This window comes from Maribacter spongiicola (assembly GCF_004364165.1).
GTDB lineage: Bacteria > Bacteroidota > Bacteroidia > Flavobacteriales > Flavobacteriaceae > Maribacter > Maribacter spongiicola.
Window position 1 is genome coordinate 185,883 of record NZ_SOAY01000012.1, and the last position, 23,478, is coordinate 209,360.

At 35.4% G+C, this 23,478-nt stretch carries 18 protein-coding genes; 3 read left to right on the forward strand and 15 right to left on the reverse strand.

From position 1 onward, the window contains the following. The first annotated feature begins 92 nt into the window (after positions 1-92). A complete protein-coding gene (locus CLV90_RS14020) occupies positions 93-2,252 on the forward strand; it encodes a cation:proton antiporter (protein WP_133688137.1) in 2,160 nt (719 codons plus the stop codon). 7 nt (positions 2,253-2,259) lie between these two features. Here CLV90_RS14020 and CLV90_RS14025 read toward each other — a convergent pair whose 3' ends face one another. The 4 genes from CLV90_RS14025 to CLV90_RS14040 all read right to left on the reverse strand — a co-directional run bounded on the left by CLV90_RS14025 (position 2,260) and on the right by CLV90_RS14040 (position 7,110). Beyond that, a complete protein-coding gene (locus tag CLV90_RS14025) occupies positions 2,260-3,021 on the reverse strand; it encodes a LytR/AlgR family response regulator transcription factor (RefSeq protein WP_133688138.1) in 762 nt (253 codons plus the stop codon). Continuing rightward, positions 3,018-4,052: a sensor histidine kinase gene (locus CLV90_RS14030; RefSeq protein WP_133688139.1), complete on the reverse strand. Its 1,035-nt coding sequence runs from the start codon at positions 4,050-4,052 to the stop codon at positions 3,018-3,020. Before CLV90_RS14030 ends, CLV90_RS14025 begins: the two co-directional genes overlap by 4 nt. Before the next feature lie 119 nt (positions 4,053-4,171). Continuing rightward, positions 4,172-4,555: a hypothetical protein gene (locus CLV90_RS14035; RefSeq protein ID WP_133688140.1), complete on the reverse strand. Its 384-nt coding sequence runs from the start codon at positions 4,553-4,555 to the stop codon at positions 4,172-4,174. Positions 4,556-4,794: 239 nt separating this feature from the next. Next, positions 4,795-7,110, reverse strand: coding sequence for a glycoside hydrolase family 113 (locus CLV90_RS14040; RefSeq protein WP_133688141.1), 2,316 nt, complete (start codon positions 7,108-7,110; stop codon positions 4,795-4,797). Positions 7,111-7,429: 319 nt separating this feature from the next. Here CLV90_RS14040 and CLV90_RS14045 point away from each other — a divergent pair, with 319 nt between their 5' ends. Then, entirely contained in the window at positions 7,430-8,110 is a 681-nt protein-coding gene (locus CLV90_RS14045; protein ID WP_133688142.1) for a head GIN domain-containing protein, read from the forward strand. Here CLV90_RS14045 and CLV90_RS14050 read toward each other — a convergent pair whose 3' ends face one another. From CLV90_RS14050 to CLV90_RS14085, 8 genes are all read right to left on the reverse strand, one after another. After that, positions 8,111-8,293, reverse strand: coding sequence for a CPXCG motif-containing cysteine-rich protein (locus CLV90_RS14050; RefSeq protein WP_133688143.1), 183 nt, complete (start codon positions 8,291-8,293; stop codon positions 8,111-8,113). A 9-nt stretch (positions 8,294-8,302) separates the two neighbouring features. Then, complete coding sequence (locus tag CLV90_RS14055; protein WP_133688144.1) at positions 8,303-8,971, reverse strand: hypothetical protein; 669 nt, start codon at positions 8,969-8,971, stop codon at positions 8,303-8,305. A gap of 57 nt (positions 8,972-9,028) precedes the next feature. After that, on the reverse strand, positions 9,029-10,393 hold the full coding sequence (locus tag CLV90_RS14060) for a TolC family protein (protein WP_133688145.1): 1,365 nt from the start codon (positions 10,391-10,393) through the stop codon (positions 9,029-9,031). Next, complete coding sequence (locus CLV90_RS14065; RefSeq protein ID WP_133688146.1) at positions 10,393-13,680, reverse strand: efflux RND transporter permease subunit; 3,288 nt, start codon at positions 13,678-13,680, stop codon at positions 10,393-10,395. Before CLV90_RS14065 ends, CLV90_RS14060 begins: the two co-directional genes overlap by 1 nt. Continuing rightward, positions 13,680-14,810: an efflux RND transporter periplasmic adaptor subunit gene (locus CLV90_RS14070; RefSeq protein ID WP_133688147.1), complete on the reverse strand. Its 1,131-nt coding sequence runs from the start codon at positions 14,808-14,810 to the stop codon at positions 13,680-13,682. The genes CLV90_RS14065 and CLV90_RS14070 overlap by 1 nt, the downstream gene beginning before the upstream one ends. Positions 14,811-15,238: 428 nt before the next feature. Then, on the reverse strand, positions 15,239-16,123 hold the full coding sequence (locus tag CLV90_RS14075) for a leucine-rich repeat domain-containing protein (RefSeq protein WP_133688148.1): 885 nt from the start codon (positions 16,121-16,123) through the stop codon (positions 15,239-15,241). 212 nt (positions 16,124-16,335) lie between these two features. After that, positions 16,336-17,211: a leucine-rich repeat domain-containing protein gene (locus CLV90_RS14080; protein WP_133688149.1), complete on the reverse strand. Its 876-nt coding sequence runs from the start codon at positions 17,209-17,211 to the stop codon at positions 16,336-16,338. Positions 17,212-17,373: 162 nt separating this feature from the next. Then, positions 17,374-19,284 (reverse strand): ABC-F family ATP-binding cassette domain-containing protein, encoded by a 1,911-nt coding sequence (locus CLV90_RS14085; RefSeq protein ID WP_133688150.1) that lies wholly within the window; start codon positions 19,282-19,284, stop codon positions 17,374-17,376. A 140-nt stretch (positions 19,285-19,424) separates the two neighbouring features. Between CLV90_RS14085 and CLV90_RS14090 the strand changes: the two genes are divergently transcribed. Further along, positions 19,425-19,820 (forward strand): DUF983 domain-containing protein, encoded by a 396-nt coding sequence (locus tag CLV90_RS14090; RefSeq protein WP_133688151.1) that lies wholly within the window; start codon positions 19,425-19,427, stop codon positions 19,818-19,820. On the opposite strand, the gene CLV90_RS14095 is transcribed toward CLV90_RS14090, so the two are convergent. The 3 genes from CLV90_RS14095 to porM form a co-directional block, all read right to left on the reverse strand. Continuing rightward, a complete protein-coding gene (locus CLV90_RS14095; RefSeq protein ID WP_133688152.1) occupies positions 19,810-20,853 on the reverse strand; it encodes an NAD(P)/FAD-dependent oxidoreductase in 1,044 nt (347 codons plus the stop codon). The two genes, CLV90_RS14090 and CLV90_RS14095, sit on opposite strands and share 11 nt — an antisense overlap. A gap of 99 nt (positions 20,854-20,952) precedes the next feature. Continuing rightward, on the reverse strand, positions 20,953-21,840 hold the full coding sequence (gene porN, locus CLV90_RS14100; RefSeq protein WP_133688153.1) for a type IX secretion system ring subunit PorN/GldN: 888 nt from the start codon (positions 21,838-21,840) through the stop codon (positions 20,953-20,955). A gap of 64 nt (positions 21,841-21,904) precedes the next feature. Next, positions 21,905-23,464: a type IX secretion system motor protein PorM/GldM gene (gene porM, locus CLV90_RS14105; protein ID WP_133688154.1), complete on the reverse strand. Its 1,560-nt coding sequence runs from the start codon at positions 23,462-23,464 to the stop codon at positions 21,905-21,907. Positions 23,465-23,478: the final 14 nt, after the last annotated feature.

The following is a 23,478-nucleotide window of genomic DNA, read 5'->3' on the forward strand; positions in this document are numbered from 1 at the left end:
CTTTTTAGAGCACAAAACCGTATATAACAATCAACTAAGGGTGAACAGCAAATTGGTTGCATTTTACCAGAGCGTTGCAAAATGCACACCGTATGATTTCATTGCTTACCATTGATTACAGCTTGCCTTTTACCAATCCGGTATTGAAATTTCTATTGATACTGATTATTATTCTATTCACACCCATTCTACTAAATAAAATAAAAATACCTGCCTTGCTCGGGTTAATAATTGCGGGTGCAGTAATTGGTCCGAACGGATTTAATTTAATGGAGCGCGATAGCGGAATCATACTTTCTGGTACTGCAGGGCTGCTCTACATAATGTTCCTCGCAGGATTAGAAATTGACCTAGCAGATTTTAAAAAGAACAGTAAAAAAAGTATCGTTTTTGGACTTTATACCTTCATTGTTCCCATGGCATTGGGCATGTTCGCAGGGCTTTATCTTCTAGAGTTTTCTATGGCCACTTCTGTACTTTTAGCGAGTATGTTCGCTTCGCATACCTTAATCGCATATCCGCTTATTAGTAAATTGGGGGTTGCCAAAAATAGGGCTGTGAATATTACTGTCGGTGGCACCTTAATTACCGATACGCTAGCGCTTTTGGTACTTGCCGTTATTGTAGGTATGAATACGGGTGAAGTAAACCTCGCCTTTTGGGTGAAATTATCGGTGTCTGTTTTAATTTTCGGCGCAACCGTAATGTTGATTTTTCCCATTATTGGCCGATGGTTTTTTAAGAAATTCGATGATAATATCTCACATTACATTTTTGTACTGATGATGGTATTTCTGGGTGCCTTCTTAGCTGAAATTGCAGGTATTGAAGCTATAGTAGGAGCATTTTTAACGGGTTTGGCACTCAACAGACTTATTCCGCATACATCGCCCCTTATGAATAGAATTGAGTTTGTGGGCAATGCTATTTTTATTCCTTTTTTTTTAATTGGCGTAGGTATGCTGGTCGATTACAGGGCGTTCTTTAAAGATTTTGAAACTATCAAAGTCGCTACCATTATGATTTTGATTGCCACCACAGCAAAATTTTTGGCAGCATGGCTTACCCAAAAAACATTTCACTTTTCGGTAGATGAACGTCGTTTGATATTTGGTCTAAGCAACGCCCAGGCCGCTGCTACCCTTGCGGCGGTTTTAATCGGTTATAATTTAATAATTGGCACTACGTCTGCCGGCGAACCTATTCGATTGCTGAACGAGAGTATTTTAAATGGGACCATTTTAATGATTCTTTTTACCTGCACCATTGCCTCTTTCGTAGCACAAAAAGGAGCTAAGAACATTGCGTTATTAGAGCATTCTGAAACCGCTAGCGATGAAGAAGACTACTTAGAGAAAATATTGATTCCCATAAATAATAGCGACACCATCGATGACCTATTAAATTTGGGCATTACCGCAAAATCCCAACAAAACAAAGAAGGTCTCTTTGCCCTTAGTATCGTTGATGATTATGAAACGGGTAGCTCTGCCGAAAAACATGCGCGTAAAATTCTTGGGCATGCCGCCGTTACCGCTTCAGCTACCGATAATACCTTGCACCAGTTACTGCGTTACGATATTAATATTGTCAACGGTATTTCGAATGTTACCAAAGAGCATAAAATTACCGACCTTATATTAGGGCTGCATGTAAAGAGAAATCTTTCCGATTCTTTTCTGGGAAACTTGACCGAAGGTATTTTGTCGAGATGTAACCCTACCACCCTAATCTACAAACCTACACAACCTTTTAGCACTTTAAAAAGACATGTGATTATTGTTCCCGAGCATGCCGAAATAGAAATAGGATTCCCACTATGGCTAAAAAAACTTTGGAATATTGCACAAAATTCAAGCGCCAAGCTGGTTTTCTTTGCTTCCGAGGAAACTAAAACAGCCATCGATAGCCTGCAATTAAAACATCCGGTAGTATACGAATACCACCATTTTAAAAACTGGGCAGATTTTTTAGTGCTTAAAAATGAAATTCTAAAAGATGACAACCTAGTAATAGTTCTAAGTCGTAAAAATATGCCTTCCTACGATGCCAATATGAGTAACATACCAAACTACCTAAATACATACTTCAAAAAGAAGAGCTACCTTTTAATTTATCCTAAGCAAGCGGGCGTTAAAGATACATCCCCTATTAATTTGACCAACCCAACATTATTAGAGCCTTTTGATAAAATGGATGAAATAGGGCAAACGATATCGAATATCTTTAGAAAAAAGCAACCGAAAAAATAAGAAAATCCTAAGAGTTCATCCAACTTTTAAACTCCGTCGCTTTTGCCTTGCTCACCACAATACGCTCGCTACAAACGGGGTGTACATCTACCAACAACTTGCTATTGAAATGTAATTTTATGGTAACTATTGCTTCCCGACGGACTATAAACTGTCGGTTTGCCCTGAAGAAAACCGAAGGATCTAAGGCTTCTTCGATATCTTCTAACTTCACATCTAATACAAACGAACGTTCTTGCACGGTTACCGCTTTTACAACACCGGTATCAATAAAAAAATAAGCGATATCGGCAGTTTTAACCGGTACTAATTGGTCGCCTACACTTACTAAAAAAGTCTTTTTAAAATTCTCTGCCTTACTTTGTATTAGTTGTAGAAGGCTGTTCATTTGAACCTCATCGATACCTTTTTTAAGGTTTAATGCATTAAAACGATTTAAGGCATCTGATAATTCTTCTTTATCAATCGGTTTTAATAAATAGTCAATGCTGTTCACCTTAAATGCTTTTAAGGCATATTGGTCATAAGCTGTAGTGAATATAATAGGAATGTTGATTTCGACCTGTTCAAAAATTTCGAACGAGATGCCATCTGCCAAATGTATATCCATAAACACCAAAACACCCTCATGCGGATTAGTAAAATAATCTACTGTAGCTTTTACAGTATCTAAAACCTGAATAACCTCAATATCTGCATTGATTCTCGTTAGTAAATACGAAAGGTTATCGCTTGCAGCAAGCTCGTCTTCAACAATAATTACTTTCATGACAAGGTTTTTAAAGGTAATTCTACTTTAAATATATCATTATCGGTACTTACCAACACTTCTTTCTTCAGCAAAAGCAAATACCGCTTTTTGAGATTATAGAGTCCCGTACCCAGACCTTCTGCCATCGTACTTCGTGTACGAATAGGATTTTCTACGATCAATGAACCTCCGCTAGAATATACCTTGACCGTTAATGGGTTGGTCGATGATATTTCGTTATGTTTTACCGAGTTTTCTACTAATGATTGCAATGCCAATGGTGGTACCTCACAATCCATTAAACTGTCGTCGATATTCACCTCTATTTGTATACGATCACGATATCGTGTCTGCATTAAAAAAGAATAGCTATCTAAAAATTTCAACTCGTCTTTTATCGGCACCAGATTTGTCTCGCCACTCTGTAAAATATAACGATACATATACGACAATTTATTTACGAACTGGGTCGCCTTGTCATTTTCACGTACTAGTGACGATAACGAATTTAGCGAATTGAACAAAAAGTGGGGATCAATCTGGTTTTTTAAAGCCGATAATTCGTTCTCTAAATTTTGTTGCTTTAATTGCTCGTTCTCTATTCTACTTTCTTGCTTATCTGTACTTACGCGAAGTAACCTGGCAATAAAATAAAGTACGATTGAAAGATTAATAATCGTAAATCTAACAAAACCAGTCTCTCGGGGATCTAAAGGTCTACCGTTAAAAATAGGATACAGGGCATGTATTAAGTAGATTCCTATTAAAAGTAGTACAACATTCATTATAAAAATAACACTCAACTTTACAAAAGTGGTCCATTTGTAGGCATCAAAATCTATATTGGCATTTAATTGTAAAACGGAATAAGAAAAACAAATGAAGAAGATATAACGGTATAGAAAATCTGTAACCCAAGTAAATGAAAAATCTAAATTGCCCTCCATAATACCATTATATAAATAAATGGTTTTTGGCAATGATACCAGTATACCTAATAATAGGGCGGTTTTAATAACCTCCCCTTGTTTCACCTTTGTTATGGCCATAAGACTACTTTAGAATGGTACTTCTCAAATGTACCTAATAAAACTTTTATATCTAAAACACGTAAAAGCAGGTCTTCACCGAAGCGAAGACCAACTTTAATTTAAACTACACAAACTTCTTAAAGTGCATAGGCATCAAAATCTGATGGTAAATATGCCGCTGTATCAAAACCTAAATCAACTTCTTGTTCACTCTCAAATATTTTAAAATCTTTCTCGGTCAATTCTGCACTTGCATACGCATCAAATACTATTGGTAAGTATTCAAAGGCATCAAAACCTAAGTTTACTTCTTCATCAATTTCTACTACCCTAATATCGTTTGGGTTTAATTTATCGTTCTCTAAAGACGTTTGTAATTGCGCTTCTAAATCAATAATGCAATCATCAAAAAGAGCGGCAATTTCAGCTTTCTCAGTTGCTTTATGTTTTTGTACTCCTTTAAAGGAAATAAATGTAACGGCTAAAATTGCTACTGCAACTATTACTCTAATATTCTTCATTGTATATGTTTTTAAGTTTTTAGAATTGTTTTCTATACTCCAAATATATTGCAGAATATTGCTGATAGATGGTATTAGTGACCCAACCGACTATTTTGACATCTAAAACAGCCTTAGCCCGTTATGAATTTTTTTTGTTAGATAAAAAGATGGAGTAAAAATTGAATATCAATAAGTTACACGTATTTACAGCACTACCTTAAACCGATAAATATCATATATATTTTTTAGAATACCGACTACTTTGTAAACCATTCGCGTACTGTTTCTTCCGCCAATTTATTATTAGGTGTAAAGGCACTGTTGTGCTCGCCACGGTATTCGATGAAGCTCGGAAACTTCCACCACAATATACCCCGGCACCAAGGTTCGTCTTGTATACCCTTAAAGATAATTTCGTAGGCTCTGCGTTGTGCTTCTTCATTTATGGTATCGTCTGCCTCTGCATGCGGATTCTTCCACGGGGTATCTACACTTCTAAATCCTATTTCTGTAAATACGATCGGTTTTTTAAAACGGTCGTAAACTTTTTTAATCTTGGTCTTTATAGTATCGAACTGAAGACTCATCTCTTCATTCGTTGGATTGTCCTTTTTACTTAACGGATAATAGGAATTTAAGCCAATGAAATCTAAATCGTTCCAGAACTCTATTTCCTCAAATTCTGCTCCCCAATTGGCAGCATAGGTCAGTTGACCAGAATACAGCGCCCTTGTTTTTTTTATCATTGCACGCCAAGCGTCGGGCTGCGATAGGGTTGCCTTTGTAAATTCGACACCAATGCACAACGCATCCATTTCATGAATTTCAGCCAAGAAAGCATAGTGGCGTATCCATCGGTAATAGTAATCATGAAACTTGTGCCATTGCGCATCTGTAGGCATATCTATACCACCTGGCCAGCTGCCACCTACATATATTTGAGGTTTCAATAGCGTATACATGCCCATGTCGCTTGCCGTCGCAACTGCATGTACTATGGCGTCGTCATTTTCACTACCTGCATTATCGCTAAAATGTAGCGGTGTTGGCGTATTTATATCGTTAATACCAGTATATGGTACAATTGCCATGGCGTTACTGCCCATATTCTTTTGCTTTAACAGCGATTCTGTTGCCTTTTTAGAACCATACCCATTATATATACTGTAGCCTTCATGTGCAAAATTGAAACCTTTGAGATAGGGTAATTTTTTAGATTCTGTTTTTTTCTTCGGATGTTCTTTTGGCAATACCTTTAAATAATTCTGCCACTTTACTTCTAAACTTTTAATTTCACGCTCAGAGAGTGATGCATTTTTGTAGCGTTTTAAGTAGGTATCTTTTCCCCAAGTTTTTATTAGAAAATCGGTAAATGCACCTGCCATACAATCTCTAATAAGTGATGACTCCATCTCCATAAAAGTATTGTCTAATAGCTCGGCTACCGTAAATGTATTCTCAGATTCTACCAACCTTGCCGACCAATATTTATAACCTTTCATTTGCCAGGTATCTGTGAAATAAATTGGCAATCCTGATGTAATTATATTCTTATCACTCTCACCAATAAGATTGTGGAGCAATAAAGCATTATCTCTACCGATATTATTATTTTCATAAATTTTATTGACGATAGTATGTACAGCGTTTGTAACCGTATCGAAAGTTGAATGATCGGTATTGCCCGTTATTAAACCTTTTTCTTCTGTACAGGTATAAAAATTATATGTGATTTTAGGCACATTATCTTTGCCTACAAAATCAAAAACCTTAACCCTAGAAGCATTTACCTCACTCTGTTTTTCTGACACCTTTGATGTTAGAATTGCATTTTGATGATTTATAAACCGGTACTCATCGGCATCTAAAACTACTTTAGTGCCTGTTGAGAAATTGAAGTATTTGGACCCCTCAATACCCCAATTGGCATTGAAATCGCCCATAACCATTCGCTCTTTATCTTCGTAAACTTCGTACTCTAGATTCTGGCGGTAAAAAGACTGCCCCTCTTCTAAAACTTTTTTTGCAAAAAAGTTAAACACCTGTTCTGCATCAGTACCCGTTAAAAAACTGAGCGGTATTTTGGAATTTACGGGACTTGGATAAAAACTCACCCCTAATACTGAATTGTTATTTTGAACTTCTTTAGTCCCGATGCCAATAGAAGTTTTCGAGACCTGAAAAGGAGTATCGGCTATGTACTTTTTAATCAACCTATTTTCATCAACAGCGCCCACTAAATACACAATATTGTTTTTCAATGATTCTTCGCTGACCTCATCTACATTTTGATAGTTCACCTTTACACTTCGCCAAGATTTGCTTACTTCTAATACCGATAGATCATGAAGAATATCTTTATACTGCTGTTGTAAGACGGTATCTTTTACACCGTAAACAACTAGAATTTCTCGTTTATCAAAGAAGCTTCTGCGTAATTCTCTACGGGTAACAACAGAATCTAAAGTTTCAGAAATTATCTCATTTTCTGCCGTAGGTAAGTATTGCACACCGGCAAAACCGACGATACCTACTACAACAAATAAGGCAACTAGCAGATATTTCTTTTTCATAAACCCAATTATCTTCAAAGACTTGTTTAAGATAACAAAACTGCAAACCCTAAATCTACTTATGGCGTTATTTAACTTTTAAAAAGGGGGTTTGTGTGGTAGCGTATACCAAAACTATTATCGATACCTACCCACCGGCAGGCACTTTTAAAATCGGCTATACTTCTTTCAAAAAGCACTCCGCACTGACATTGTGTTTTGCTTGCACCTATCTATTTTCAAAGTTAAATAATATATCACAAGTAAAAACCAAAACTGCACTTTTGTGATACAAACCCATTTGTACCTTAACTTTGTAGTACCTAATAGCCAACACTACATGAAATCTATTCTTCTATTTGCTTTAATTTTCTATTCTACTTTAAGCAGTTTTGCTCAAAACAACACTACTATACCTTTAGCTAAATTTTCAGAACTTAGAGTGTACGATAGAATCAGTGTTACCCTAGTAAAAGGTGATGAGAACAAAATTGAAATTTTGGCGGTTGATAAAAAAGATTTAAGTATCACTGAAAATGATGGGCGATTACGTCTAAAAATGTGCTCTGGAGAATCTGTTTTAAACACTATCTTACATCTAAAACTATACTATACCGAAGCTTTGACCGTTATCGACGCCAATAAAAATTCTAGAATTATCTCCACAAATTTGGTTAAAGGCAACACCTTAACTATTGATGCTCAAGATGCAAGTACCATTACCCTAAATATTGCGTACAACGACATTACCGCTAAATGTTTGAGCGGTAGTGAAATTAAACTTTCTGGCTCTACTACAGATCAAGATGTAACTATTAACACTGGTGGCAAATTATTGAATAAAGGTCTGAAATCGAAAAACAGTACCGTAATTGTATTATCTGGTGGAAGTGCCGAGGTATATGCGAGCGAGTCGGTCGTGGCAAAGGTAAAAGCTGGCGGATTTATTACCGTATACGGTAACCCAAAATCGGTAGATAAGGATGATACTTTTGGTGGTAAAATTGCAATACCGGAATAACTACTGTTCTATACTCTGAACATCGAAACCAATCAGTTCATTATCTTGAAACTGTGGTGTAACTTCTATAGGGTTACAACACACTTCGCAATCTTCTACATAGGTCTGTTGTGAAACGGAAGGATCAAGAAGCATAGACACTTCTTCCCAGCAATACGGACATTGAAAATAATGCTCGAACATGACTGTAATTTATGATTTTAATTCTTTTGCAAGCTCTTTTAAGGTTAGGCTCTGTATTAAATTACCGCCATTAGAAGTAAAAATAGTATCGTGACCCAATTTTAAGGAAAGTATATCTTCATCAGTATCTAAATGAATGTCTGAAGGATTTACCTTGATCTCCTCTAGCTTTACATCAAAACGCTTTTTTAAGGTTACCAATCCGTTCAGCTTACTTAATTCGAATCCGTAAAAATCAAACAATCGTTGTAATCCGCTGAAAAAGCTAATCCCTATAAAAACTAAACTTGCCATGGCAAACTTATATGCCAATGTAAATACATCTAGCTCATCACCGTTTATAAACGTATAAACTAAGTTTATACAGCCATATATACCTAATAGAAATACCATTAAACCAACGATAACAGCAAGTACATCGGTAAGCAATGCCTTCTGTGTTCTAGTAACCACTAATCCATCAGCCGTTTTATTTGCTTGGAATCCGAAATCTTTTAAATACTCAAGATTGTTGATTTGAGCTAATTTATTGGCAATAGTCGCTTCTAAACCACTTAAATCTACAACAACAGCACGTTTCTCAAGTTCGTCTTGTAAACTTAACTGCGCCTCAAAAGTGAGTAATGAATGTTGATCCAGAACCTCTATAAGCTCGCTATTTGTTTTATCGCTATACATGTTATTCTATAATTAATTTACCCGCCTATCGAGATTAAAAACTACAAGACTTATTTCTTACAATTCTATATTTAATAACTGCCCTGTAAGCTGTAACAATTGAAGTTCAGCCAATTTTGCATCGTACTTCGCTAAATTCTTATTGGTCTGTGCATTCAACAGATTTATTTGTGCCTGCCTAAATTCTATAGATGTTATACTACCTATTTGAAATTGCTCTTTAGAACGTTCAAAATTATTTTGGTTCGTAAACACGTTTTGTTCTTGAATTTGATATATTTTTAAAAGATTCTCATACAGTGCCATAGCATTCTGCATGTCTCTATTTACTTCTAATTCTACTTGCTTGCGCAATAATTCTTGATTAGCATATGTAATCTTCGCATTCTTAACGCCTACTGTGGTACTACCGCCATCAAAAAGATTCCAAGTAAGGCTTGCTCCCAAAGAATAGTTGCTTACGTTAGAATTAGTTCCTGGAAATACTGCACCTGTCAAGAAAGCTGATGGGGCATTTTGGTTTCTATTCCATCCATAAGACCCCGTAAGCCCAACGGTGGGTAAATACCCAGATTTATTCACTTTAATATCATATGCGTTGATATTCAAATTGGTTTCTGTTTGTAAAACTGCCACATTATTCTTAATGGCCTGATCCATAAACTCAACAATTTGAAATTTAGGAATGAAAGTAATAGTTGTATCTACTTGGTATTGTGAAGCTAAATCTTGATTCAACACTACGTTTAAATCGCGTTTTGCATTGGCCAATTGCTGCTCGGTATTCAATAAGTTGATACTATCATTGGTCATATCTACCTGAGCATTCAAGATATCTAATTTTGTATTCTGACCATACTCAAAAGAATATTCTGACCTGATTATTCTATCTCTTGAAATTTCTAAGGCTTGTTTCTGTACATTTTTATTTTCTGTCAATCGAGCGATTTCAAAATATACCGTAAACATTTGAATCATCGTATTTTCTATAGTCTCACGAGCTTGCAAAGTACTTAATTGGTATTGCTCTTTCAGCCTTTTGTAATTATAGAACCTACCCATACCATCAAACAACGTATAGTTTAGATTCAACGCAGAACTGTAGCGCTGACTCTCTGCACCGTCAATTGAAATATCATCTCTTGCTGAACCATCGTCATTAAATTGCCCGGGGAATTCAGTGGTTGTATTGTTATTATTATACGTAGCCGCTGCCGTACCCGTTAATGTAGGTAAATATCCTGAATTTAAAATACTTGCATTATTCTCTGCAATATTAACTTGACCTTTTGCAATCTCAATTCCGTAATTATTCTCTAGGGCTTTAATAACCGCCTCTTCTTTAGAGAGTGTTTTCTCTTGTGCGAAAATTGCACAAACAGGTAGAAATACTAATAATATGATGAATCTAACTTTACTCATTATAGCTTATCTATATTCTTATTTGGGTATGAACCACCTTCAATATGCTGTTGATGACTATTATCTTCAATTGCATGCTGCGAGTGACCTTCTAAATGGGCTGCTTCTCTTCTTTCTTTAATTGCTCTTTCTACTTCTTCTTTCGTAATCTTATGGCCAGAAGCAAATGAAAGATTCTGTGCTTTTAAGTTGTTACTGAACGACAAAAACAATGGCAACATCAATAAGGTTAATACCGTAGCGATACCAATACCATAGGCAATAGAAATTGCCATTGGTTTTAAGAACTGTGCTTGTCTACTAGTCTCTAACATTAAAGGTGCTAAACCTGCAATAGTGGTTATCGATGTTAAGAAAATTGCTCTAAATCTCGATTTACCTGCTTCGAAAATAGCATTATCAAAGGTCATACCTTCTCGCAAATTCGAATTGAACTTACCAATGAGCACCAGACCATCGTTCACCATAATACCTATTAATGCGATGATGCCTAATATGGAAAGTACGTTTATTGGAAAATCGTGGATCCAGTGTCCCCATGCAACTGCCGTAAAACTAAATGGCACTAACAATAATAACATCAATGGCTGACTGAAACTTCTAAAAGTAAATGCAATAGTAATGTAGATTAAAAGTATAACCGTAAAACCGACCAACTTTAAAGAGCCCGTTAGTTTCTCTAATTCTCTATTTTGCCCTTCATAAGATGCACTTACCGTTGGATATTTTGACTGTATCTCTGGCATGTGAACGTTCTGAATTTCGGTCATGATTTCTGTTGGACTATCCTTTACATCTTTCATGTCGGCAGAAATTTGAATTTCTCGTCTACCTTCTAAACGGTTAATCGCTACATCGCCACGTTCAATAGTATAATCTGCAATTTCACTTAAAGGAACACGATCACCTGACGGAGTAACGATACGCATGTCATCTAAATTAGATATCGACGAACGCTCATCTCTGTCATAACGCACCCAAACCCTGATCTCATCTTGAGAGCGTTGAAAACGTTGTGCCTGCACACCGAAGAAACCTGCACGAACCTGAGTCATTATTGCTTGAAGATCTAAGCCCAATAAATAGGCATTCTCTTTTAAGGTTAATCGAATCTCTTTAATGCCTGCCGGATCATTATCTGCAATATCCTTTAATCTCGGATTTTTAGTCAGTATTCCCTTTAATTCTGCCTTTGCAGCTTTTAACTGCTCTATGTTATTACCCAATAAGGAAACCGAAACCGGCGATCCACCAAAGTTACCACCAGAACCATAGATCAAACTTTCTACACCCAACACCGGACCAACCAATTTTTCTAATCTACCGGTCACCATTTCCGATGAAATTTCGTTTGGTCTTTCTTCACCTGGCAACAGGTTAATGACCAATTCTGCAGACGATGAACCGGGACCTAATCTTCGAATCATATTCTCGAAAACATCTTTATCTGACCCCACCATGTATTCCTCTGTCAATTCTTTATTGACAATCATAGCTTTTTGTTCTATTAATGAGATAATAGAATCTGTAATTTTTTCATTGGTACCATTCGGCATCTCTAATACGATACCTACCCTATCACTAGCAATTCTTGGAAAGAAAGCGGTTCTAATTATACCACCACCAACTGAACCTAAAGTTAAAATGAAAGCCGCTGCAAATACAGAGAACATAAATATTTTATGGTTCATTGAAAAACGTAATACCGGCGTATACAATTTATCACGCATCCATACCATTAATCTATCACCAAATTCATTGACCACCCTAAGTTTGGCGAAGGCATTTGCGAATCCGCTTTTCGGCTTATTATCAATAGGCTGTAATGCTTTTGAATGTGCAAGGTGAGCAGGTAATATTACCAAAGCCTCAACTAACGACACTACCAATGTTAAAATAACAATTACAGATACTTCACCAAAGAACTCACCAATTCTACTATCTAAGAACAAGAATATTGAGAACGCCAATATAGTTGTTATAATTGCTGAAATAATTGGCGGTAGAACCTCCATAGTACCATCTACGGCTGCTTGAACAGGAGATTTTCCTTTTTCGTAATGCTGATAGATGTTTTCGGCGATAACGATACCATCATCTACCAAAATACCGATAACGATGATCATACCGAACAATGAAAGTACATTAATGGTAACATCGAAGAAACCTGCAAAAACGAACATCCCTAAAAATGCTACGGGTAAACCAAAAGCAACCCAAAATGCTAATCTTGTATTCAAGAACAATGACAAGAAAATCAACACCAACACCATACCCATTATGGCATTTTCAGTTAATAACTGTGTTCTTTGATTTAATGTTGTAGACTGATCAGATACCACATCTAGCTTAATATTATTATACTTTTGGTTGAATTCAACCACGTATTCATTTACTTGATCGGCAGCAGCGATTAAATCTTCATTATTGGTACTGGTTATCGTTGTACTTACAGATAAATTACCATTGAAATATGTTGCATTTGGCGATTCGGCAAAACGATCCCTAACATCTGCCACATCTTTTAATCGAATTACATTACCCGACTGATCTGCACGTACAACAAGATTACTTAACTCACTACCATAATATGAACGATTGTTGGCACGTATTAAATACTCTTCTGCATCGGTTTTTATATTACCTCCAGTTACCAATATATTGGCTTTACCAACAGCATTTGCTACTTCTGAAAAAGATAGACCGTAGGTTAATAGGTCATTCTCGTTTACTGCAATTTCTATTTCTTCATCTGGGAAACCAGAAATCTGTATTTGAGAAATACCTTCCATTGCCCTTAAGTCATTTTCAATATCTCTACCTACACTTTTTAAAGTTGCTAGTGGAATATCCTCTCCACTAATAGCAAATGATATCGTTTGACGAACAGTTTCTAGTATAGAAACAATCAACGGCTCCATACCAGTTGGAAAAGTAGGTACCCTATCTACCGCATTCTTAACTTCTAAAAGCATGAAATCTATATTCTCGCCTTTTTCGATCTCTACGTTAATAGTACCACTATTCTCCCTAGAAGTAGAAGTAACACGATCAACACCTTCAAGACCTTTTAAGTTATCTTCTATCTTTAGAACTATACCTTCTTCTACCTCTTGTGGCGAAGCACCAGGGTAAGTAATCGTAATTGCAATGTTCTTAGAATCCGTCAACGGAAAGTAAGAAGACTTTAATGCTTTAGCCCCTACAATACCAAACAAGGCAAAAGAGATAACTACAACATTAACGGCAACATGATACCGAATAAAATATTCTATCAGTTTACGCATTATTCTTTTGTGTTTTCTGGTTGTTCAGAGTAGATTTTTACTGCCATACCTGTAAAAGCACCACTTAATGGTTTAGACACAATAGTAAGTCCGTCTGGTACATTTCTTAGTACTACACGCTTATCTGAGAAATAAATAGGATCAACATCAATCACATCCAATACAGAATCTCTGACAACGAAAATTTTATTTCCTTCTAAAAGTAATCCCCTATCTACTTCAATAGCGTTCTCCTCTTTTTTAGCATCTAAATCTGCCTCTAGGTACATACCCTCACGAAGATTTTCTCCATCGACCTCTATGTAAGCATTTACAGTTTGTGTTAACTGATCGATACTGCCATTAATTCTGGTCACTTTACCTTTATACTTACTATTGTCATCTAAATTGGTTAGTTCTACAGACTCGCCAACTTTAAGCAAATCGGTATAGCGTTTGCTAATAGCAACTTCAAGTTCGTATACTTCTGTATTAATGAATTCTCCTAGTTTTTGCCCCGATCGCACCAAAGTACCCTCGGTAACTAAAGTCTCGGTTAATACACCCGTAAATGGCGCCGCAATTCGGTATTTAGATAAACGTTGCTCTAAATTTTTAACATTGTAAAAACTGGTTATGATACCTCTACCCGATATAAAAAACTTTTCTTTCTCTGTAGTCATTTCTGGAAGTGGCGGAGTAGTCTTCGACATATCGAAGTTAGAAAGATAGTCTTGCCACTTAGAGTAGATATCCGGATAATCTAATCTTAAATCTGGCATTACAGCCGTTAACTGATTGAAAAGATCACTCTTTGCAGATTGCACGCTTGCAGCATACTCATTTGCATCGATGCTTATAATAGTTTCGCCTTGACGAAAAGCCTGCCCTTCTTTGAATAATTTACTGCCTTTTTTAAATACACCTTGGACTTCTGCATATAATTCTACACGTTGTTTAGCAGTAAGATTACCGTTTGCAGATACTATAATAGGTACTGTACCGTTTTTTGCTACCTCTGTAAAAACAGTTTTCACTACTTTCTCAGATTTGGGTTTGAAAGTTTTTTTACTATCAATAATATACCCTGCTAAAAAAAAGGATACTACAATTAGTAAAATACCTAGAACGGTAAAAATAATTTTTCGCATTTTATTATAATTTATAAGCGTATTTCAAAAAACACAAGATCAAAAATACTATTTATGCCCTTTACACTTTGCTCTAATTAAATGAAACGTCCAAATTCAATAGTGAAACGACTTTGAACCTATTTCAGTTTATTAGACCTCTATTTCAAAGGAACTATATTCAACTAATACGTTTCTACAAAACCGGAAAAAGACATCATTACAACACCTGACATTTAATGAATTGTTAAATGAACCTGTGTATTTTATATAGACTTTAACTAGAAAGTTTTGGAAATCCGTATTCAATGGCGAAACTACAAAAAAACATATCTGGCATTGAAGATAGCAATGGTTAAAGTAATCATAAAAAATGCCATGTTAGCTGTATTTATCCCACAAAAAAAGGGATGCTTTCGCATCCCTTTTTTTGTATAACAGCTTACTATTTAATTTCGTTTTGTATCTTCGTATTTAGTATCTACTAAACGCGTTCTATTGGCCTCATTGGCACCAAACTTCATATTCAAAAATTCATCGTCACTATCGAAAACCGCTAATTTTGAACTCTGTAATCTTAATAAGGAATTTAAAGACCTAAAGTCATTACCCTGTAACTGTACAAATTCAAGATTACTTAAAGTTGCCATACTACTTGGCAAGTCACCTTGAAACTGGTTATACGAAAGAATCAATTCTTTTAAATTTACTAAACGACCAAGGTCAACTTCTATTGCCCCTGCCAGTTTATTGCCGAACAACTCTAATCGCTCTAGTTTATGCAGCTTTTCTATAGACTTTGGCAAGCTACCTTCTAAATAGTTACTTGATAGGTTTAAGGTCTTTAAATTTGAAATATCGCCTATTCCATTAGGTATTTCGCCTTGCAACAAATTGTTGAACATAGATAACTCTTCTAAATTTGTCATTTTAGAATAATCTTGGGGCAATGACCCTTTAAGCTTATTCATTTCTAACTTTAATGATGTCAATGTTGCTAAAAGAAATATATCTTCTGGTAATTCGCCATCAATTGTATTGAACGCTAGGTTTAAAGTTTTTAATTCGGATAGGATAGAAATTCCGTCAGGTATAGAACCCTTTAGATTATTACGGTACAATTTTAAAGCGGTTACATGACCGTCTTTAATTTCTACGCCATACCATGTTGATGGGTCTTCTTGAAGATTCCATTTGTTTTGCCATTGTTCACCATGGGTGCTTTTGTTGAAATCTAATAGGTATTGTTTCTCTTTTGAAGGTAATTGTGCATTGACCATAAAACTACTGGTCAACATGAGAATCATGCAAGCATAGGTTAAAACATTTTTCATACTGAAAAAATTTATTTGTTTGGGGGAACTTTTCTCTTACCGTTTACGCTAAAAGACTGCTATTTAACAGAACTAGTGTAAAAAGTACTTTTATTATAACGTGCAAAAAATACATTTATGATACATTACTACTGAAAATGCTTGAAAACAAGAAAGAGATGCTGTTCAACATCTCTTTCTTTCACCAAACTAACTAAAAGTGTAAACTACTCTTACTCTTCTATATCTTCGAACTTCGTGTCGGCCATTCTGGTCTTACTGAAGTTAAGGTCTTTAAATTCTAATTTTCTATCTTCTTTATCGTAATCAAAAACTAAATACTCTTTCGTTTCTAAAAACTCTAAAGCTTTAAAAGAACTAAAATTGTTATTCTGAATTTGAAATACTTCTAAACTTGCCAAATCGGCAAACTCATTTGGTATTTCACCGATAAGTCTGTTGTTCGCCAAAACCAATTCTTTCAACTTACTTAGTTTACCCATATCTCTTGGTATAGCACCTTCTAATCTATTCTCGAATAGACCTAGAGTTTCTAATTGAGATAAGGCACCTAATGAACTTGGTATATCACCATAAAACTCATTACTAGAAAGGTTTAATACTTTTAAACCAGTTAGGTTACCTACCGTTGCAGGAATTTCACCAGTGAAAAAATTATTAAAAGCCGAAAGCTCTTCTAATTGTAACAAGCTACCAATACCTTCAGGAAGTTGACCATTAAGTCTGTTCATTTCTAGCTTTAATACTTTTAAATTAGAAAGCGTAGTTATTTCTACAGGTAAAGCTCCCGTTAATGAATTGAAAGCAAGGTTCAATACTTTAAGGTTTTGTAAATTTCCTATTTGGGAAGAAATTGATCCCATTAAATTATTATGAAACAAATTAATTTCAACCACCTGATCATTTTCAACCGTAACACCGTGCCATTGAGAAACCGGAGCATTTAAATCCCATTTCTTCACCCAATGATTACCGTTGGTGGTTTCATATAAATCAATTAAGGCTTTCTTCTCCTTTTTAGAGACTTCGGCAAAACAAATCGTTGTAAGGAATAATAGACTGAAACTTAAAAAGTATAGTTTTTTCATAATGATGGTGGTTTGAGCAATTCTTTAAACTAAGAATTATCTTACAAATTTGAACTAATAACGGTAAAAACTAAAATTTTATCGTTGACTTACCGCTCTATGTTGTGAAAGTTGCAAATTATGTTGTGAAACTTCAAAAACCGTATGTGAAGCAATTACATATTACCCCAGCGATTCAATATCTATTGTAAGAATTTCCCAGTTCTGCATCAATGCTTCCAGCTTTTTCTTTTTAGCTTGATAGCCATCGAAAAAATTTGGCTTTGCAATGGTAGCATCATAATCTACCAACAACTTGTGGTCTATTTCTTTGATTTCTTTTTCAAGACTACCTATTTTACTTTCCACAGAACTCAATTGGTTTTTTAAGCTTTTCATTTTTTTCTGGTCTTGAAAAGAATTCGTTGATTTTGGTTTTGCCCTTTCAACCACTACCGCTTGCTTCTTCTCTATGGCCCTAAAATTTTCGACCTTACGTTGCTCTAAATAGAAATCGACATCGCCTAAATACTCCCTGATCTTCTGATCTTTGAACTCGTATACTTTGTTGGTCAACCCTTGTAAAAAGTCTCTATCGTGAGATACCAAAATCAAAGTCCCCTCGAAATTTAAACAGGCTTGCTTAAGTACATTCTTAGATTTAATATCTAAGTGGTTGGTAGGTTCATCCATCACCAATACATTAAAAGGCTGCAATAACATTTTCGCCAAAGCCAAACGGTTACGCTCACCACCTGAAAGTACTTTTACGTACTTATCTACTTCATCGCCTCTGAATAAAAATGAACCTAAAATATCTCTTACTTTACTTCTATTCTTTTCATTTGCTGCATCGATCATGGTATCTAAAATGGTTTTATTACCATCAAGATACTCCGCCTGGTTTTGAGCAAAATATCCTATCTGTACATTATGCCCCAATTTTAAATGCCCTTCATGCTTTAATTCACCAACAATTATTTTTGCCAATGTAGATTTACCTTGACCGTTCTGCCCAACAAAAGCAGTTTTACTATCACGCTCAATAAGAAGGTTAATATCGTCTAGTACTAAATTATTACCATATGCTTTTGATAGATTTTCTATTTCTACCACCACTTTACCAGGAACAACAGAAATTGGAAAACGAAGACTCATAACACTATTATCATCTTCATCGACCTCTATACGCTCTATCTTATCTAATTTCTTGATTAAAGATTGCGCCATTGATGCTTTGGTCGATTTTGCCCTAAACTTCTCAATTAGCCTTTCTGCCTGCTGTATCTCTTTCTCTTGATTCTTTTGCGCGTTTACCTGCTGTTGTTTTATCTCATTTCTTAAAACAAGATATTCGGTATATGGCTTATTATAGTCATAAATACGACCTAATGAGATTTCAATAGTTCTGTTAGTAACATTGTCCAGAAACATTTTATCGTGGGATACGATTACCACCGCACCTGTATAATTGTTCAAGAATTGTTCAAACCAAATAATAGACTCTATATCTAAGTGGTTGGTAGGCTCATCGAGTAACAACACGTCGTTAGTTTGCAATAATAATTTGGCAAGCTCTATACGCATACGCCACCCACCTGAAAAGGTTTCGGTCTTTTTATCGAAATCTTCCCTTCTAAAACCTAACCCTTGTAATATTTTTTCTGTCTCACCTTGGTAATTGTATCCACCTAATATTTCATAATGGTGAGAAACATCATTAAGATCTATAATTAGCTGACTGTACGAATCTGATTCATAATCGGTTCGTTCTGCCAATTGATGGTTGATTTCATCTAATTTCAGCTCTAAAGCTTTTATCTCTTCAAAAGCTTGGTAAGCCTCTTCTAAAACTGATCGACCTTCAACGAAATCTATATCTTGTCTTAAAAAGCCAATTTTTATATCTTTTTCTATGGCAATAACACCGGTATCTAATGGCATATCTTTGTTGAGCAATTTCAACAATGTCGATTTACCTGCACCGTTTTTACCTACTAGCCCTGCTCTATTTCCTCCATTTAATCGAAAAGATATTTTTTCAAATAAATATTCTCCTCCAAAAGAGACCGATAGGTTGTGAACGTTTAACATAAATTCTAATTATTCTAGTGTTTCCTTAAAAGCAAGGCATACTTTACCTGGGTAACTTTTAAGTTAAATTTATCTTTATAGCTGATGATTTCTAACTTTAAAAATGTCTCAAAATCGTACCTTGGTATAAAGTTTTGCAAATGTTAAAAAAAGGAAACAAACTCTACAGCATTTTAACAGGAAGTTGCCCTAGATGTCATGAAGAAAGCATGTATTTGGACGAAAACCCGTACCATATGGGTAAAATCTTTAAAATGCATGAAAAATGTAGCCATTGTGACCTTAAATATAAAATAGAACCATCTTTCTTTTACGGTGCTATGTATGTCAGTTACGGAGTCGGAATTGCCTTTGCAGTAGCAGCATTTGTTATCGCCAATCTTTTTTTAGGTGCTGGCTTGATAGAAACATTTATTGCTATAATTATTACCCTTGTAGTATTTATGCCGGTAATTATGAGGGTGTCTCGAAACATATGGATCAATATGTTTATAAAGTACGATGCCAAGGCTACCTCAAAGAGTCTTAATTCGTAGTAAATCGCCCTATGCTCATTTCTTCTAACAAAGGAATTTGATGTTCTATATGTTCGTAAAGCGATTTTGCCGCCCAAGGTGCTATTGTTATACCATGAGATCCAAAACCATTTAACACGCATAAATTGGCATACTTTGGATGTTTACCCACCAAGGGTCTTCTATCTTTGACCGTAGGGCGCATACCTGCCTCGTGATCAACTATTTCAAACGGACAGTCTAAAAGGCTACCCAGTTTATCTATGAGCTCATTTTTAGCCTTTTCAGTAGTAGTATTATTTTTTTGACCCCTATTATAAGTTGCACCTACTTTATACAAATCATCTCCTAAAGGAATTAAGAAAATGGAAGATTTGATTATTCGAGTTTCTTTAAGCTCTTTAGCCTTAATAACTATATACTCCCCTTTTGAACCCTGCATGGGCAAATGGTTGAAATATGGATTTTGCATCATTCCAAAACCTTCGGTAAAGACAATGTGTTTAGCTTTTATATTTTGATAATTTACAAATCCTTCTTCAATAATAAGTTGACTATAATCGAATGTAGCAGTGTACAACTTGTTTTCTTTTTCAAGCCACTTCATGTAGCTTTTAAATAGTAACTTTGTATCTAACTTTCCTGTTTCCAGTACTTTACCAAATTGATGCGGTGCCTTGAGCGAGGTGTTCTCATTACTTACCAATTTTGTATCTAAATATGGCTTCAGTTTTTCTTTATCTGCTGCTTCAAACCATAAATTTTGCTCTTCTATAGAAGCAAATTTTCGTAGAACATTCAACTTTTCATCAAACCTTACATTCAAAAATTGTTCTAATTGGGTATAAAATTCGGTGGCTATAGGTAGTTGCTCATCTGCTCGCCAAGAAAGTGTGAATCTTTTTAAAATAATAGGATTATATAAACCACCTGCTACACGAGACGAAGTTTGCGATTGGTCATTAAAAACAACAAATGTCTTGTTATTTTTACGCAAGTTTTCGCAAAATGCGGTACCCGCCAACCCCAGCCCTACTACCATATAATCTACCATAGTGCAAAGGTAATGACAATTGTAGAAAACAGGATATAAAAACAAAAGACCCGATCTTTCGATCAGGTCTTTTTTATGTGAATTGGATTTTCAGTAAGCTTAATAAGCCCACATGTCTTGTTCCTTATCTCTAATGGTTTCTTTTATTCGTTTTGCTTCCAATAACTGGAACAAAGCATTATCAGAAATGTAATCGTCAACTTTTCTATCGCCTTGTACGTTATCTTCTTTATAAATAACGGCATCGAATCTTCTTGCATTCAACAACATGTCAAAAGAAATAGGCTGAGCTGAATTTTGCGAGTTGAAAACTTTGGCTTCATGTAACATTTCACGAGCATCTGGGTACCATACCCAAAATAGCTCTACCATGTCTGGATTATCATCATCCATAAAGTTAACATCTGGTGCAACTGGAGCAATACCTAAAAGACGGTATTTTAATTCTCCTTGTCTCTTATCAAAATACCAAATTCCTTTTACGTGATATTCCTCAATATCAGCTGCAGAAATATTTCTACGAGTAATATACTCTTCAGAAACAGTTTCACCTGCGTTCATTTGCTCATACCCGTAATCTAGAGTATCAACCATTTGCAAAGCGTCCTTTAAATCGTTAAAAGACCTTTTTTTAGTGAAATAAGAATCTGTATAAGTTTCTAATTTTCCACTCTTTAAATTTTTAATTAGAACGTGGTATAAAGACCTTCTATCCGGGCCAATATCCATAGTATCTGTTGGATAATATAATGGGAAGTTAACTCTCTCATCTAAATCTATGGTTTCCCACAAAGTTTTAGACCAAAGGATATCCCTATCATCTACATAACCATATTCTAACGGAGCATCGTTATCCACAGCTTTCTGAGCTTCTGTACGAATACCAACCTCATTGGGTTTCTTTGCATTCAATACATTTGCTTGGGCCATCATTGATAAAGGTAACATCGTTACCGCTCCCATTACTAAAACATTTTTCCAATTCATGTTTGCTTCACTTTAAAATTAACCGGGCAAGACCAAAGGGCTTACCCGGTATCATTCTATTTATTTAGTTTGTAATCTCCACAACTACTGGAGATACTTTCTTCAACTTGTAACTTTTGTTATTTGTGATATAAGCTTCGATATCAAATATTTGAACGATATCTCCTCTTTTAGCACGTGATAAAGCTTGTTTTGCTTTAGCATCCATCTTATTTCCTCTTACAGAAACAGTTGGTTGACCTGGTACTTTGAATTTAAAGCCGCTTACTGCAAGATTTAAATCAAAATCAAAGTCTTCTAAGCCAGCACCGATCGTAGCGATCTCAACATTCCTTTTTGGAAGTTTAATACTACCTGTTTGCTTACTTACACTACCTTCTGGTCTTGGAATATCTTTAATTCTGAATTCAGAGTTAGATGATACTGACTGACCGTCAGGTAAAGTACCTGAAGCTGTAATAGTAACGTTTCTACCAGTACCTGGTGTCATTACATAACTACTACCACTAACAGCCTTAAGACCTGGAGCAGATGCTCTTACTTTATTATTTGGTATACCTGGTATAGAGATAGACATTGGGTTAGCAACACCTCTATATACAACATTCATTTTATCAGCAGCAATTAAAGCAGCATTTGGCTTAGATATAGTTGCGAATGAATTATTAACTTCAACAGGAATTTCTTCACCATCTTGCTTAAAGTAGATAGTACCTTTTACTTCATGGTCACCAGCAGAACCAGAACCAATCAACATTTTAACACCACCAGCTTCTAATTTATAATCAGAACCTTCAGTTAATTTTCTGCCATCTAAAGTTAACTCAGCTTTTACAGGAGTAGATGACTTATCAGTTTTGCTGATAATAATCTTACCATCATACTTCTCACCTGCATAGTATGCAGATTTAGATGCTTGTAATGAAGTAGCAAAATTAGCTAAAGATACTTGCGCTGTCAACTCACCTGCTAACATAGATTTTAAAGCTGCTTCTTCAGTCATTTTAACGTCAGCTTGCAACTGAGTTAATTTTGCTAAAGATGCTACTAAAGGATATCCTTCATAATGATAGTTGATCCAATCTTGTTTGGTACCGTCTCTTTTTTCAACTTTACCATTCTCATCTCCTGTTTGGAAACGATCGATAACAGATTGCTTTAAAGCTTTAGGCACTATTGCCGCAACTTGATCTCTATAACTAGTTAGGTTGCTCATGAATTTTTTACCGTCTTCTGATAAGCCTTCTGTTTGGAATAATTTCTGATCTAAATAATCAGCCATATCCATACGAGCATAATCTTTAGGATCTTCGATCCCTTCCATCATACCTTTTTTAAGTCCTTCTAAGTAATCATAATACTCTTGAGACATTGCTTTAATCTGTTGAGCATTCTTGTACAGCTTATCATATTTAGCTGCATCTTCAGATGCTTTAGTTTCCAGACTACCTAAGAACGCTTCGTTACTTGCGGTTGTCATTGCGTTTGAAGTCTCTAGCTTTTCATTCATTATACCGAATGCGGCTAATACCTCTTTACTCATGTTTAACGCCAACATTGCGATGAAGATCAAATACATTAAGTTGACCATCTTCTGACGTGGTGAATTTTTTCCTCCTGCCATGGATTTATTTTTTT

What these genes read in the sequence shown, in the direction of transcription:
- CLV90_RS14035 (WP_133688140.1), bottom strand. Translation starts at nt 4,555, where the DNA reads ATGAAGAATATTAGAGTAATAGTTGCAGTAGCAATTTTAGCCGTTACA.
- CLV90_RS14070 (WP_133688147.1), bottom strand. Translation starts at nt 14,810, where the DNA reads ATGCGAAAAATTATTTTTACCGTTCTAGGTATTTTACTAATTGTAGTA.
- porM (WP_133688154.1), bottom strand. Translation starts at nt 23,464, where the DNA reads ATGGCAGGAGGAAAAAATTCACCACGTCAGAAGATGGTCAACTTAATG.
- CLV90_RS14050 (WP_133688143.1), bottom strand. Translation starts at nt 8,293, where the DNA reads ATGTTCGAGCATTATTTTCAATGTCCGTATTGCTGGGAAGAAGTGTCT.
- CLV90_RS14080 (WP_133688149.1), bottom strand. Translation starts at nt 17,211, where the DNA reads ATGAAAAAACTATACTTTTTAAGTTTCAGTCTATTATTCCTTACAACG.
- CLV90_RS14085 (WP_133688150.1), bottom strand. Translation starts at nt 19,284, where the DNA reads ATGTTAAACGTTCACAACCTATCGGTCTCTTTTGGAGGAGAATATTTA.
- CLV90_RS14045 (WP_133688142.1), top strand. Translation starts at nt 7,430, where the DNA reads ATGAAATCTATTCTTCTATTTGCTTTAATTTTCTATTCTACTTTAAGC.
- CLV90_RS14075 (WP_133688148.1), bottom strand. Translation starts at nt 16,123, where the DNA reads ATGAAAAATGTTTTAACCTATGCTTGCATGATTCTCATGTTGACCAGT.
- CLV90_RS14060 (WP_133688145.1), bottom strand. Translation starts at nt 10,393, where the DNA reads ATGAGTAAAGTTAGATTCATCATATTATTAGTATTTCTACCTGTTTGT.
- CLV90_RS14040 (WP_133688141.1), bottom strand. Translation starts at nt 7,110, where the DNA reads ATGAAAAAGAAATATCTGCTAGTTGCCTTATTTGTTGTAGTAGGTATC.
- CLV90_RS14065 (WP_133688146.1), bottom strand. Translation starts at nt 13,680, where the DNA reads ATGCGTAAACTGATAGAATATTTTATTCGGTATCATGTTGCCGTTAAT.
- CLV90_RS14055 (WP_133688144.1), bottom strand. Translation starts at nt 8,971, where the DNA reads ATGTATAGCGATAAAACAAATAGCGAGCTTATAGAGGTTCTGGATCAA.
- CLV90_RS14025 (WP_133688138.1), bottom strand. Translation starts at nt 3,021, where the DNA reads ATGAAAGTAATTATTGTTGAAGACGAGCTTGCTGCAAGCGATAACCTT.
- CLV90_RS14095 (WP_133688152.1), bottom strand. Translation starts at nt 20,853, where the DNA reads ATGGTAGATTATATGGTAGTAGGGCTGGGGTTGGCGGGTACCGCATTT.
- porN (WP_133688153.1), bottom strand. Translation starts at nt 21,840, where the DNA reads ATGAATTGGAAAAATGTTTTAGTAATGGGAGCGGTAACGATGTTACCT.
- CLV90_RS14030 (WP_133688139.1), bottom strand. Translation starts at nt 4,052, where the DNA reads ATGGCCATAACAAAGGTGAAACAAGGGGAGGTTATTAAAACCGCCCTA.
- CLV90_RS14090 (WP_133688151.1), top strand. Translation starts at nt 19,425, where the DNA reads ATGTTAAAAAAAGGAAACAAACTCTACAGCATTTTAACAGGAAGTTGC.
- CLV90_RS14020 (WP_133688137.1), top strand. Translation starts at nt 93, where the DNA reads ATGATTTCATTGCTTACCATTGATTACAGCTTGCCTTTTACCAATCCG.